The sequence below is a fragment of the Diaminobutyricimonas aerilata genome, from assembly GCF_002797715.1.
Classification (GTDB): domain Bacteria; phylum Actinomycetota; class Actinomycetes; order Actinomycetales; family Microbacteriaceae; genus Diaminobutyricimonas; species Diaminobutyricimonas aerilata.
The window spans coordinates 1816130-1827912 of record NZ_PGFF01000001.1 but is presented as its reverse complement, the minus strand read 5'-3'; the positions used below and the strand labels follow the sequence as shown (position 1 = coordinate 1827912).

Genomic DNA, 11783 nt, shown 5'->3' with positions numbered 1-11783 from the left:
CCTGAGTGCGGATGCGGTCAGTCGCGGTGCGGGGCGGCCGCGTCGGCACGCTCGATCGCGCGCCAGGCGAGCGGCATGAGGCCCGCCGCGAGCACCGACTTGGCGATGCCGCCGACGATGAACGGGTACAGGCCGCCCTCGAGCGTGCCCGCCAGGTCGAGACCCAGCACGAGAGCGAGCCAGGGCAGACCGAAGACGAAGGTCACGCCGGTGCCGGCGAGGAACACCGCGAGCGCCTTGAGCATCTTGCGGTCCCAGCTGCGCTGCGCGAGCCATCCGGTGAGGGCGGCGGCGAAGATGAAGCCGACGATGTACCCGCCGGTCGGACCGCCGATGACCTGCCAGCCCGACGACGCGTCGCTGAACACGGGAAGGCCGACGACGCCGAGGACGGCGTACAGCACCATCGAGAGGGCACCGCGCACGGCACCGAGCGAGCTGCCGACGAGCAGCACCGCGAGCGTCTGACCCGTGATCGGCACCGGCCACAGCGGTACGGCGACCTGGGCCAGGATCGCGGTGAGCGCGGCTCCGGCGGCCACGAGAGTCGCGTCCATGACGAGGCTTCGGCCGAAGACGCGGTCGGAGAGAGTCGGGGCGAGGGCAGCGCTGGTCATGCGGTTTAGACTAGTGGGCTGATCCCCCCTCCCCGGGTTGTACGAACCCGACCGAAGAATTGGATGACGCCTGTGCTCAGCGTGCACGACCTCGAGATCCGGGTAGGTGCCCGGCTGCTCATGCAGGGCGTCGATTTCCGCGTCGACCGCGGCGACAAGATCGGCCTCGTCGGCCGCAACGGTGCCGGCAAGACGACCCTCACGAAGACCCTCGCGGGGGAGACCCAGCCCACCGCGGGCAAGATCGAACGCACCGGCGAGATCGGCTACCTGCCCCAGGACCCGCGCTCCGGTGACCCGGAGGAGCTGGCCCGCACGCGCATCCTGAACGCTCGCGGGCTCGGCTCCATCGTGCTCGGCATGCAGGAGGCCACGCTCGAGATGGCGAGCACGGATGACGCGGTGAGCGCGGCGGCGATGAAGCGGTACGGCAACCTCACCGACCGCTTCCAGGCCCTCGGCGGATACTCCGCCGAAGCGGAGGCCGCGTCGATCGCGAGCAACCTCAATCTGCCCGACCGCATCCTCGACCAGCCTCTGAAGACCCTCTCCGGCGGGCAGCGGCGACGCATCGAACTCGCCCGCATCCTGTTCAGCGACGCCGACACGATGATCCTCGATGAGCCGACCAACCACCTCGACGCCGACTCGGTCGTGTGGCTGCGCGAATTCCTCAAGAGCTTCCAGGGCGGGTTCATCGTCATCAGCCACGACGTCGACCTCGTGGGGGAGACCGTCAACAAGGTCTTCTACCTCGACGGCAACCGTCAGGTGATCGACGTCTACAACATGGGCTGGAAGCACTACCTGCGGCAGCGCGAGGCCGACGAGGAACGTCGCCGCAAGGAACGCGCCAACGCCGAGAAGAAGGCCACCTCGCTGCAGCTGCAGGCGGCCCGCTTCGGCGCGAAAGCGTCCAAGGCGGCCGCAGCGCACCAGATGATCGCGCGCGCCGAGCGGCTGCTCTCCGGGCTCGAGGAGGTGCGCCAGGTCGACCGGGTCGCGAAGCTGCGGTTCCCGGATCCCGCACCGTGCGGACGCACGCCGCTCATGGCGTCCGGTCTCAGCAAGAGCTACGGCTCGCTGGAGATCTTCTCCGCGGTCGACCTCGCGATCGACCGCGGCTCGAAGGTCGTCGTGCTGGGACTCAACGGTGCGGGCAAGACGACCCTGCTGCGCATCCTCGCCGGCGTCGACAAGCCCGACACGGGCCAGGTCGAGCCCGGCCACGGCCTGAAGATCGGGTACTACGCGCAGGAGCACGAGACGATCGACGTCAAGCGCTCCGTGCTGCAGAACATGATGTCGTCGTCCCCGTCGCTCAACGAGACGGAGGCGCGCAAGGTGCTCGGCTCGTTCCTGTTCACCGGTGACGACGCGCACAAGCTCGCCGGGGTGCTCTCCGGTGGGGAGAAGACGCGACTGGCGCTCGCGATGATCGTCGTGTCGGGCGCGAACGTGCTGCTGCTCGACGAGCCGACGAACAACCTCGACCCGGCGAGCCGCGAGGAGATCCTCGACGCCCTCGCCCACTACGCGGGCTCGGTCGTGCTCGTCAGCCACGACGAGGGCGCGGTCGAGGCGCTCAACCCCGAGCGCGTGCTGATCCTCCCCGACGGCGTCGAGGACCACTGGAACAAGGACTACGCCGACCTCATCTCCCTCGCCTGAACCCCCGGCGCCCTGCGCCTGGCGCCCGTGCCATTCCCGACGCGGTCCGGGCGTCGGAAATTCAGGAGATCGCACCCGGGCGCGCTCGAGTGCCGTCGACCATCCAGGAGATGCCCTGACCGACTGACGCCGTCGCTATCGTCGGAAATTCAGGAGAGGCAGCGGCATCGGTCGCCGCGGAGCGCGGAATCCCGCGGGTTCGGCGCGGTGAATAGCTGGATCGACCGCTCGAGTCCTGAATTTCCGACATGGATGGCGCGCAACGTCCGAGCGCGGACTCCTGAGTGCTCGGCGCGGCGACCGCGCGCCTCGAGGGCGCAACTCCTGAGTTTCCGACGCGGCACCGCGGATGGCGCGCGGCGCGGGTCAGCGGCGGTCGAGCAGGGCGTCCTCGACGTCGGCGTCATCGACCTTCGTCGAGCGGCGGCGTTCACGTTCGGCCGCGCGGCGTTGCTCGTCCGGGTCGTCCGCGTTGCGGGCGCGGTACTCCTGGCGCACCGCCCAGCCGAGTCCGATGAACGCGAGCAGGCCGAAGATGAACCACTGGAACGTGTACGACAGGTGAGGCCCGGGATCGGGTTCCGGCTTGAAGTTCGGCAACGGACGCTCGACGGGCGCCGGGTCCTCCGAGACGAGCAGTCCGTAGGCGCCCGTGTAGACCTCGCCCGGGATGCGGTCGGCGAAAGCGGGCAGATGGATGGTCGCGAGCTGCCCGTCGGGCGCGGAGCGCCCGGCGATCTCCGGCTCGCCCGGCTTCAGCCGCGCGACGACCTCGACGTCGCCGGTGGGCGCCTCGGGCACCGCGTCCGGCTGGTTCTGGTCGTCGCCCGACACCGGCACCCAGCCGCGGTCGACGACGAACACCTCGCCGTCGTCGGTACGGAACGGCACGAGCACCTCGAAACCCGGGCTCCCCGAGCGCGGACGGTTCCGCACGACGACCTGCTCCTCGGTCAGGTAGCGGCCGCGCAGCAGCACCGGCTGCCATTCCTCGTCCTCATCGAACGCGGCCGGATCGGCGAGGGCATCCGCGAGGTCCACGGGCGGGGCGTCGTAGTTGCGCTCGACGAGCTCGATCTCGGCGAGGCGTTGCTCGTTGCGCGACCATTGCCAGTTGCCCAGCAGCGCGCACGCCACGGCGAACACGACCGTGAGTGCGAGGTAACCGACCCAGCGCCGCGAGAGGGCGAAGCGCCAGCCGCCGCTCATCCGGCGGTCTCCGGGAGCCGCTCGAGCGGAGCGTCGACGGGCGTGACCACGACAGGGAACCCGCGGGTCGCGAGGTAGTCTCGCAGCCAGTCCCGGTGCTCGTCGCACGCCGTCCAGATCTTCACCCGCTCCGGACCATGGATGCGGGGGTTGCGCCAGTTCACGGCCCATGGCGCGCGTTCACGACAGCCCGCGCGCGAGCACTCGGTGTCGACGGTCACGGACGGTCCTCGGGACGGGATCGCACGATCGAGCCGGGTCGGGTCACCCGCCGGGGCGCGCTGCCGTCGCCCGCGTTGGCGAGCACGACGGCGATATAGGGCAGCACCACCGCGCCGGATGCGGGCAGCAGCAGCCACCAGCCCTCGACGAAGAAGCACGCGGCGAGGCAGATCAGTCGGATCAGCATCGTGACGCTGTAGCGGATCATCCGGCGGCGTCGTTCCTCCACCGGTGATTCCGGGAGGGAGGTGATGTCGGCCGGATGGTTCATGAGGGTCCCAGCCTACGTCCGCGAAACCGAGCGTTAGGCTGGAGGATCGTGACCACTCCACGCACCGTTCTCATCACCGGCGGAAACCGCGGCATCGGCTTCGCCATCGCCCAGGAGTTCCTCGCACAGGGCCACCGCGTCGCGGTCACCGCGCGCAGCGGATCCGGGCCGGAGGGCGCACTCACCGTGCGTGCCGACGTCACCGACGCCGCGGCGATCGATGCGGCGTTCACCGAGGTCGAGCAGCAGCTCGGACCGGTGGAGGTCGTGGTCGCCAACGCCGGCATCACCCGCGACATGCTGCTCATGCGGATGTCCGAGGACGACTTCGACACGGTCGTGGACACCAACCTCGGCGGCTCCTTCCGTGTGGTCAAGCGCGCGTCGAAGGGGATGCTGAAGGCCCGGTTCGGGCGCGTCATCCTCGTCTCGAGCGTCGTCGGTCTGCTCGGCGGCGCCGGACAGGTCAACTACTCCTCGTCGAAGGCCGGTCTCGTCGGCATGGCCCGCTCGATCACGCGCGAGCTCGGAGCCCGCGGCATCACCGCGAACGTCGTCGCGCCCGGTTTCATCGAGACCGACATGACCGCCGAGCTGCCGGAGGCGCAGCAGGCGGAGTACAAGAAGAGCATCCCGGCCGGCCGTTTCGCCTCTCCCGAAGAGGTCGCCAAAGTCATCGCGTGGCTCGCGAGCGACGACGCCGGGTACATCTCCGGCGCCGTGATCCCGGTCGACGGCGGCCTCGGCATGGGGCACTGACACCCCTCGATCGCATCAGTACCGCTCGAGCAACCACCGGCCGAGCGCCCGCAGACGCTCGGTGAGAGCGGCCGGTTCGATGACGTCGATGTCGAATTCGAGGTGGGCGATCCAGCGGGCGGCCCAATCGAGGTCGTCGGTGCTGAACCGCAGTTCGCATTCGTCGTCCTCACCGTTGACGACCGTCGCGACCGCCGGGTCCACCCGTTCGCGCACGAGGTCGCCCGAGGTGTGCACGGCGACGCGGATCCGGTACCGCCACGGGCCGTTCGCGAGTGTGTCGATCACGAGCGCGGTGGCATCGAGCGGCGCCTCGGGGGCGGGCAGCCGCGCGGTGAGCGGCTGCACCGAGTCGACGCGGTCGAGCGCGTAGACGTGCCACTGGTCGGCGTTTCGAGGGGCAGCGACCAGATACCAGCGGCGACGCACCGCCACGAGACGATGCGGTTGCACGTCGATCGGCACGGCAGGCGCCGTGTCGCTGCGGCGATGGCGGATGCGGAGCGCCTCCTCAGCCCGGCACGCGAGCGCCGTCGCAACGAGCACGTCGAGCCCCGGGCATCTCGGTGGCGGCGCCGCCGCCTGCACGTCGACGAAGGCGTCCAGTCGGGACCTCCACCGCGCGGGGACCACCTGGGTGAGCTTCGCGAGCGCGGTCACCGCGGCCGTCTCCAGGCCGTCCGCGGTCGCCGCGGTCCGCAGGCCCAGTGCGACCGCCGCGACCTCGTCGGCATCCAGCAGCAGCGGCGGCATGGTGCTGCCGTGGGCGAGCCGGTACCCGCCGGCCGGTCCCGCCTCGGCGTCGATGCGGTAGCCGAGTTCTCGCAGGTGCGCGACGTCCCGACGTGCGGTGCGCTCGGTGACACCGAGCATGCGCGCCAGGCGCGGCGCGGAGACGCCCGGATGTGACTGCAGGAGCGCGAGCGTCTCGAGTCGGCGTTGTGCGGTGCTCATGCCACGCATTCTGCCGCTGGACCCGGACACTATTCGACCGGGTCATGCGCGATCCTGACGGCATGGACACCATCACTCTGCTCCGCCCCGAGGGTCTCGTCACCTCGCCCGCCTTCAGCCACGTCGCGGTCGTGCCGCCCGGAGCGACCACGGTCTACATCGGAGGTCAGAACGCGGTGGACGCCGACGGGCGTCTCATCGGCGCCGGCGATGCGGCCGCGCAGACCCGCCGCGTCATGGAGAACCTCCTCGTCGCCCTCCGGGCTGCCGACGCGCGCGTCGCGGACATCGTGTCGATGACCATCCTCGTCGTCGACGGGGTCGATCTCGGGGCGGCGTACGCCGAGGCCGCTGCGGTGCTCGACGGAGCGGTCTCCACCGTCACGGTCGCTCGGGTGGCGGGACTCGCCGTTCCCGGTGCGCTCGTCGAGGTGAACGCTGTCGCCGCGGTGATGCGATGAGCGGTCCGGTCGGACTCACCCGCGATGCCGGGTGGCAGATCGGCGTCTCCCGCACGGTGGAGCGCTCGGCCGAGGAGGTGTGGCGCTTTCTCACGTCGCCCGACGGCATCGCGATCTGGCTGGGGGAGGGCGTCGCGAGCATCCCCGATCGTGGCTCGCCGTTCGAGACGACCGCGGGGGTGCGCGGCGAGACACGCAGCCTCCACGAACTCGACCGGGTGCGTCTCACCTGGCGCCCGCGGAACTGGGACCACGACACCACGCTCCAGCTCGTCGTGCGGTCGGCGGGCGCCGGTCGTGCGCGGATCACCGTGCACCAGGAACGACTCGCGGATGCGGCCGAGCGCGAGTTGCAGCGCGGGCACTGGAAGGGTGTCGTCGCCGCCCTCGGCGACGCGCTCCTCGTCTCGCCGGCCTCCCGGTCAGAGTCCGAGTAGCGGCAGCACCCGCGACAGGTCGCGTTCGTCGAGCACGAGGTCGGCGCGCTCGCGCACGGGCGCCTTCGCGTCGAACGCGATGGAGAGCTCGGCCCGCTCCATCATGAGCAGGTCGTTCGCGCCGTCGCCGATCGCCACGACGGTCGTGGCGCCGAGCTCCGCGCGCCACCGGTCGACCGCGGTCGCCTTCGCGCGGGCGTCGACGACGGGCCCGTCCACCCGGCCCGTGAGCACATCGCCGGCGGTCTCCAGGCGGTTGGCCTCCCACCGGTCGAGGCCCAGGCGGGAGGCGAGGGGATCGAGCAGCTCGTGGAACCCGCCGGAGACGACGGCGACCGCGCCGCCGGCGCCCTGCACGCCGGCGATCAGCTCGGGCACGCCGTCGGTGAGGCGGATGCGCTCGCCCACCCGGGCGAAGACGTCGGTCGACAGACCCGCGAGCGTGGCGACGCGTTCCCGCAGGCTCGACGCGAAATCGAGCTCGCCGTTCATCGCCCGCGCGGTCACGTCGGCGACCCGGTCGAGCGAACCCGCTTCGGCGGCGAGGAGCTCGATCGCCTCATCCTCGATGAGGGTGGAGTCGACGTCGAGCACGACGAGGAACCGGGGCACGCGCGTCTCCTCGGAACGGGGAACGGGATCAGTCGACCCGCACGCCCTTGCCGACGACGGTGATGCCCGAGTCGGTGACGGTGAACCCGCGGGTGCGGTCGAGGTCGTGGTCGACACCGACGGTCGCTCCCGGCGCGACGACCACATCCTTGTCCAGGATAGCCATCGAGATCGTGGCCCCCGCACCGATGTGGGCGCGCTCGAACACGACCGAGTTCACGATCTTCGCTCCCGACTCGATCATCGACCACGGTCCGAGAACACTGCGTTCGATGTGCGAGCCCTGCACGACGCAGCCGAGCGACACGATCGAGTCGATCGCGGTGCCGACGTTGTTGTTGGCGTCGCGCACGAACTTCGCCGGCGGGGAGTTGAGCTGCTGGCTGAAGATCGGCCATTCGCGGTTGTAGAGGTTGAACACCGGCAGCGCGGAGACGAGATCCTGGTGGGCGTCGAAGAACGACTCGATGGTCCCCACGTCACGCCAGTAGAACTTGTCGCGATCGGTGGAGCCCGGCACGTGGTTGCGGTTGAGGTCGTACACGCCGGCCTCGCCCCGCTTCACGAAGTCGGGGATGATGTCGCCGCCCATGTCGTGGTTCGAATCGGAGCGTTCCCCGTCGCGGCGCACGGCCTCGATGAGCACGTCGGCGTCGAAGACGTAGTTGCCCATCGAGGCGAGGATCTCGTCGGGGGAGTCGGCGAGGCCCACCGCATCCTTCGGCTTCTCGAGGAAGGCGGCGATGCGGTCGGGGTTCTGCTCGTCGATCTGGATGACGCCGAACTGGTCGGCGAGCGACAACGGCTGCCGGATCGCGGCGACGGTCGCTCCCGCGCCGGAGGCGATGTGGGCGTCGATCATCTGGGTGAAGTCCATGCGGTAGACGTGGTCGGCGCCGACCACGACCACGATGTCGGGCTTCTCGTCGCGCAGCAGGTTGAGGCTCTGCAGGATGGCGTCGGCGCTGCCCGCGAACCAGCGCTTGCCGAGCCGCTGCTGGGCGGGCACCGAGGCGATGTAGGAGCCCAGCAGTCCGGACAGGCGCCACGTCTGCGACACGTGGCGGTCGAGGCTGTGCGACTTGTACTGCGTCAACACGACGATCTGGCGCAGTCCCGAGTTGACCAGGTTCGACAGGGCGAAGTCGATGAGTCGGTATCCGCCCCCGAACGGCACGGCGGGCTTGGCCCGGTCCGCGGTGAGCGGCATGAGGCGCTTGCCCTCGCCACCGGCCAACACGATGCCGAAGATCTTCTTTGACGCCATGGGACCACGGTATCCGATGGAGTAGCGTCGACTCCCGTGCGCGTGGATCTTCTCAGCCGTGAATACCCGCCGGACGTCTACGGAGGCGCCGGGGTGCATGTCGCCGAGCTCGTGAAGGCGTTGCGCACCGAGATCGACGTGCTCGTGCGCTGCTTCGGCAACCCGCGCGACGAGCCCGGTGTGTACGGATATCTCGTGCCCGCTCAGCTCACCGGTGCCAATCCCGCCCTCGCGACCCTCGGCGTCGACCTGCAGATGGCGCAGGATGCCGGCGGTGCCGACCTGGTGCATTCGCACACCTGGTACGCGAACGCCGCCGGTCGCCTCGCGGCGCTGCTGCACGACATCCCGCACGTCGTCACCGCCCACAGCCTCGAGCCGCTGCGTCCGTGGAAGGCCGAACAGCTCGGCGGCGGATACCGCGTGTCGAGCTGGATCGAGCGCGACGCGTTCGAATCGGCGGATGCGGTCATCGCCGTGAGCCACGGCATGCGTCGCGACATCCTGCGCTCGTATCCCTCGCTCGACGAGTCGCGCGTGCAGGTGGTGCACAACGGCATCGACCTGCAGAAGTGGACCCGCCGCGAGGATGCGGAGCTCGTGCGTTCTCTCGGGGTGGACCCCGACCGGCCCTCCGTCGTTTTCGTCGGTCGGATCACGCGGCAGAAGGGGCTGCCGTACCTGCTGCGCGCCGCCTCGCGACTGCCCGCCGACGTGCAGCTCGTGCTGTGCGCGGGCGCGCCGGACACCCCGGAGATCCTCGCGGAGGTGCAGGCCGGCGTCGCCGCGCTGCAGGAGGAGCGCAGTGGTGTCGTGTGGATCGACCGACTGCTCGAGCAGCATCAGCTCGCCGCTGTGCTGTCGCACGCGACGACCTTCGTCTGCCCGAGCGTCTACGAGCCGCTCGGCATCGTGAACCTCGAGGCGATGGCGTGCGGTGCGCCGGTGGTCGCGACCGCGACCGGCGGCATCCCCGAGGTCGTCGCCGACGGTGTGACGGGACGCCTCGTGCCGATCGAGCAGGCCGACGACGGCACGGGCACGCCGCTCGACGAGGAGCGCTTCGTCGCGGACCTCGCAGCGGCGCTCACCGAGGTCGTCACCGACCCGCAGACGGCCCGCCGGATGGGTGCGGAGGGCCGCGCCCGGGCCGAAGCGGAGTTCGCCTGGTCGCAGATCGCGACACGCACGCGCGAGGTCTACGAGTCCCTGCTCGCCTGACCCGGTGCCGTAGGCTGGAGCCCATCATGGCCAGCGTTCTCGAGCTCTCCGACGTCTCCGTGGTGCGTGACGGCACCGCCATCCTGGACTCCGTCTCGTGGGCGGTGGAACCCGACCAGCGCTGGGTCGTCCTCGGTCCGAACGGGGCGGGCAAGACCACGCTGTTGCAGATCGCCTCGGCGAACATGCACCCGACCTCGGGCACCGCGACGGTGCTCGAGAACACGCTCGGTCGCGTCGACGTGTTCGAGCTGCGCACCCGCATCGGCTTCGCCTCGACGGCTCTCGCCCGGCGCATCCCCGCGGCGGAGACGGTGCTGGATGCCGTGCTCACCGCTGCGTACTCGGTGACCGGCCGCTGGAACGAGGACTACGAGGACATCGACGTGCGCCGCGCGCAGCGCGTGCTCGCGGAGTGGAAACTCGACCACCTCGCCGACCGGCCGTTCGGCCGGTTGAGCGACGGCGAGCAGAAGCGCGTGCAGATCGCCCGCTCGGTCATGACCGACCCGGAGATCCTGCTGCTCGACGAGCCCGCCGCGAGCCTCGACCTCGGGGCCCGCGAGGAGCTTGTGCAACTGCTCGGCGGCTACGCCAGTGCTGCGGAGGCTCCCGCGATCGTCATGGTCACGCACCACGTCGAAGAGATCCCCACGGGCTTCACGCACGCCCTCCTGCTCGCCGACGGTCGCGTCACGGCGCAGGGTCCCGTCGACGAGGTCATCACGGCGGAGCGGCTGGGGGAGACCTTCGGTCTCGAACTCGTCGTCGGCAAGGACGACGGCCGGTTCACGGCGCGCGCGGCGTGAAGTCCCGCGCTGCGGGCCTCCGCCGTGCTATTCTCGATGGTCGGGCCTGAGCGCCCATCCGCTTTGATCTCTCCCCGGAAACCTCCTGAGGACACACCCATGAAGACTGACATCCACCCCACGTACGCTCCGGTGGTCTTCCGCGACCTGGCGTCCGGCGAGACCTTCCTCACGCGGTCGACCGCGACGAGCGACAAGACGATCGAGCTCGACGGCGTCACCTACCCCGTCATCGACGTCGAGATCTCGTCGGCGTCGCACCCGTTCTACACGGGCAAGCAGCGCATCCTCGACTCGGCCGGTCGTGTCGAGAAGTTCAACCAGCGCTTCAAGGGCTTCGGCGCCTGATCCCACGCTTCTTCTGACGGGCGGTCCGCTTCGGCGGGCCGCCCGTCGTCGTTGGCGGCACCGGATCGCCCGGGCCACGCGGGAGTTCCGGCCGGGCGAACGGTCTCGGATGCTCAGGCGACGTCGCGGGAGTCGGCCACTTCGGGCGCCGGGGTCTCGAGCCGGGGGGTGAGTTCGACCGCCGGCGGCATCCGCTCCGGCCACTCGCCGCACGCGACGAACTCCGGATCCTTCTCGCGACGCATGTACTCCTGGAAACTCGCGGCCTGGGCCCGGCACCAGCGGGCTTGACGGTCGTGCAGGGCGTGGCCGTCGTCGCCGAGCCAGTCTCCGTACGCGGCGGCGAGGGCGAGTGCCACACGTCCGGCCGCGACGGCGTCGGCGCTCGCGTCGTGGGCGGCGTCGAGCCGCACGCCGTAGAACTCGCTCGTGACCGACAGGGTGCGCTTGCCGCGCCGGTACCGGTCCACGTGCTTGTCGATGACGAGAGGGTCGATCACGGGGCGGGGCTCGACGAGCGGCCGCACACGGTGACGGCGGGACTCGCGTGCGAGCACCGTGAGGTCGTACGGGGCGTTGTAGATCACGAGCGGGAGGCCCGCGGCGACGAGGGTGTCGAGCGTGGCGACGATCTCGCCGACGACCGCACGGGCGGGTCGGCCCTCGGCTCGCGCCCGTTCGGTGGTGATGCCGTGGATGGCGCTCGCGCCCTCCGGGATCTCCACTCCGGGGTCGGCGAGCCACTGCCACTGGTCGACCACGGCGCCGGTGCCGTCGAGGATTCCCACGTGAGCGGTGACGATGCGCGCCGTCTCGACGTCGATGCCGGTGGTCTCGAGATCGAACACCGCGAGCTCGTGTGACCAGGGGCGGGGCATGACGGCAAACTATCCCGGCCGTCCGACACGGGCGGGCAGGCGACGCG

General features: G+C 70.5%; 15 protein-coding genes. 7 read left to right on the top strand and 8 right to left on the bottom strand.

Going from position 1 to position 11783, the window contains the following annotated elements; translation table 11 throughout:
• Positions 1 to 17 precede the first annotated feature (17 nt).
• Positions 18 to 617 carry a biotin transporter BioY gene (locus CLV46_RS08815; protein WP_100364424.1) on the bottom strand — a complete coding sequence of 200 codons (600 nt, stop codon included), beginning with the start codon at positions 615 to 617 and terminating at the stop codon, positions 18 to 20.
• A gap of 72 nt (positions 618 to 689) precedes the next feature.
• Here CLV46_RS08815 and CLV46_RS08810 point away from each other — a divergent pair, with 72 nt between their 5' ends.
• Complete coding sequence (locus tag CLV46_RS08810) at positions 690 to 2288, top strand: ABC-F family ATP-binding cassette domain-containing protein (RefSeq protein WP_100364423.1); 1599 nt, start codon at positions 690 to 692, stop codon at positions 2286 to 2288.
• A gap of 366 nt (positions 2289 to 2654) precedes the next feature.
• On the opposite strand, the gene CLV46_RS08805 is transcribed toward CLV46_RS08810, so the two are convergent.
• Genes CLV46_RS08805 through CLV46_RS08795 form a run of 3 tightly spaced genes read right to left on the bottom strand, consistent with a single transcriptional unit; the run spans position 2655 to position 3990 of the window.
• Positions 2655 to 3497, bottom strand: a complete 843-nt coding sequence (locus CLV46_RS08805; RefSeq protein ID WP_100364422.1) for an SURF1 family cytochrome oxidase biogenesis protein — start codon at positions 3495 to 3497, stop codon at positions 2655 to 2657.
• On the bottom strand, positions 3494 to 3718 hold the full coding sequence (locus tag CLV46_RS08800; RefSeq protein WP_100364421.1) for a hypothetical protein: 225 nt from the start codon (positions 3716 to 3718) through the stop codon (positions 3494 to 3496). The genes CLV46_RS08805 and CLV46_RS08800 overlap by 4 nt, the downstream gene beginning before the upstream one ends.
• Positions 3715 to 3990, bottom strand: a complete 276-nt coding sequence (locus CLV46_RS08795; protein ID WP_100364420.1) for a DUF3099 domain-containing protein — start codon at positions 3988 to 3990, stop codon at positions 3715 to 3717. Before CLV46_RS08795 ends, CLV46_RS08800 begins: the two co-directional genes overlap by 4 nt.
• A 48-nt stretch (positions 3991 to 4038) precedes the next feature.
• Between CLV46_RS08795 and CLV46_RS08790 the strand changes: the two genes are divergently transcribed.
• The gene (locus CLV46_RS08790) at positions 4039 to 4749 is read left to right on the top strand and encodes a beta-ketoacyl-ACP reductase (protein WP_100364419.1); all 711 of its coding nucleotides are present in this window, start codon (positions 4039 to 4041) and stop codon (positions 4747 to 4749) included.
• Positions 4750 to 4764: 15 nt separating this feature from the next.
• Here the strand turns inward: CLV46_RS08790 and CLV46_RS08785 are convergent, their stop codons facing one another.
• The gene (locus CLV46_RS08785; protein ID WP_100364418.1) at positions 4765 to 5703 is read right to left on the bottom strand and encodes a helix-turn-helix transcriptional regulator; all 939 of its coding nucleotides are present in this window, start codon (positions 5701 to 5703) and stop codon (positions 4765 to 4767) included.
• A gap of 62 nt (positions 5704 to 5765) precedes the next feature.
• Between CLV46_RS08785 and CLV46_RS08780 the strand changes: the two genes are divergently transcribed.
• Together CLV46_RS08780 and CLV46_RS08775 are read left to right on the top strand one after the other, a co-directional pair.
• Positions 5766 to 6164, top strand: a complete 399-nt coding sequence (locus CLV46_RS08780) for a RidA family protein (protein ID WP_100365977.1) — start codon at positions 5766 to 5768, stop codon at positions 6162 to 6164.
• Positions 6161 to 6601 carry an SRPBCC domain-containing protein gene (locus CLV46_RS08775; RefSeq protein WP_100364417.1) on the top strand — a complete coding sequence of 147 codons (441 nt, stop codon included), beginning with the start codon at positions 6161 to 6163 and terminating at the stop codon, positions 6599 to 6601. Before CLV46_RS08780 ends, CLV46_RS08775 begins: the two co-directional genes overlap by 4 nt.
• On the opposite strand, the gene serB is transcribed toward CLV46_RS08775, so the two are convergent.
• A complete protein-coding gene (gene serB, locus CLV46_RS08770; RefSeq protein WP_100364416.1) occupies positions 6587 to 7213 on the bottom strand; it encodes a phosphoserine phosphatase SerB in 627 nt (208 codons plus the stop codon). The genes CLV46_RS08775 and serB overlap by 15 nt on opposite strands.
• Before the next feature lie 28 nt (positions 7214 to 7241).
• Complete coding sequence (gene glgC, locus CLV46_RS08765) at positions 7242 to 8480, bottom strand: glucose-1-phosphate adenylyltransferase (protein WP_100364415.1); 1239 nt, start codon at positions 8478 to 8480, stop codon at positions 7242 to 7244.
• A gap of 36 nt (positions 8481 to 8516) precedes the next feature.
• Between glgC and glgA the strand changes: the two genes are divergently transcribed.
• From glgA to CLV46_RS08750, 3 genes are all read left to right on the top strand, one after another.
• Positions 8517 to 9701, top strand: coding sequence for a glycogen synthase (gene glgA, locus CLV46_RS08760; protein ID WP_100364414.1), 1185 nt, complete (start codon positions 8517 to 8519; stop codon positions 9699 to 9701).
• A gap of 26 nt (positions 9702 to 9727) precedes the next feature.
• On the top strand, positions 9728 to 10510 hold the full coding sequence (locus tag CLV46_RS08755; protein WP_100364413.1) for an ABC transporter ATP-binding protein: 783 nt from the start codon (positions 9728 to 9730) through the stop codon (positions 10508 to 10510).
• 99 nt (positions 10511 to 10609) lie between these two features.
• Positions 10610 to 10858, top strand: coding sequence for a type B 50S ribosomal protein L31 (locus tag CLV46_RS08750; protein WP_100364412.1), 249 nt, complete (start codon positions 10610 to 10612; stop codon positions 10856 to 10858).
• 113 nt (positions 10859 to 10971) lie between these two features.
• Here the strand turns inward: CLV46_RS08750 and CLV46_RS08745 are convergent, their stop codons facing one another.
• Positions 10972 to 11736 (bottom strand): exonuclease domain-containing protein, encoded by a 765-nt coding sequence (locus CLV46_RS08745; RefSeq protein ID WP_100364411.1) that lies wholly within the window; start codon positions 11734 to 11736, stop codon positions 10972 to 10974.
• Positions 11737 to 11783 lie beyond the last annotated feature (47 nt).

Bases quoted from the DNA above. Each gene is read 5' to 3' on its own strand.
- CLV46_RS08815 (WP_100364424.1), bottom strand. From the start codon at position 617: ATGACCAGCGCTGCCCTCGCCCCGACTCTCTCCGACCGCGTCTTCGGC.
- CLV46_RS08805 (WP_100364422.1), bottom strand. From the start codon at position 3,497: ATGAGCGGCGGCTGGCGCTTCGCCCTCTCGCGGCGCTGGGTCGGTTAC.
- CLV46_RS08795 (WP_100364420.1), bottom strand. From the start codon at position 3,990: ATGAACCATCCGGCCGACATCACCTCCCTCCCGGAATCACCGGTGGAG.
- CLV46_RS08785 (WP_100364418.1), bottom strand. From the start codon at position 5,703: ATGAGCACCGCACAACGCCGACTCGAGACGCTCGCGCTCCTGCAGTCA.
- CLV46_RS08780 (WP_100365977.1), top strand. From the start codon at position 5,766: ATGGACACCATCACTCTGCTCCGCCCCGAGGGTCTCGTCACCTCGCCC.
- CLV46_RS08775 (WP_100364417.1), top strand. From the start codon at position 6,161: ATGAGCGGTCCGGTCGGACTCACCCGCGATGCCGGGTGGCAGATCGGC.
- glgC (WP_100364415.1), bottom strand. From the start codon at position 8,480: ATGGCGTCAAAGAAGATCTTCGGCATCGTGTTGGCCGGTGGCGAGGGC.
- CLV46_RS08755 (WP_100364413.1), top strand. From the start codon at position 9,728: ATGGCCAGCGTTCTCGAGCTCTCCGACGTCTCCGTGGTGCGTGACGGC.
- CLV46_RS08750 (WP_100364412.1), top strand. From the start codon at position 10,610: ATGAAGACTGACATCCACCCCACGTACGCTCCGGTGGTCTTCCGCGAC.
- CLV46_RS08745 (WP_100364411.1), bottom strand. From the start codon at position 11,736: ATGCCCCGCCCCTGGTCACACGAGCTCGCGGTGTTCGATCTCGAGACC.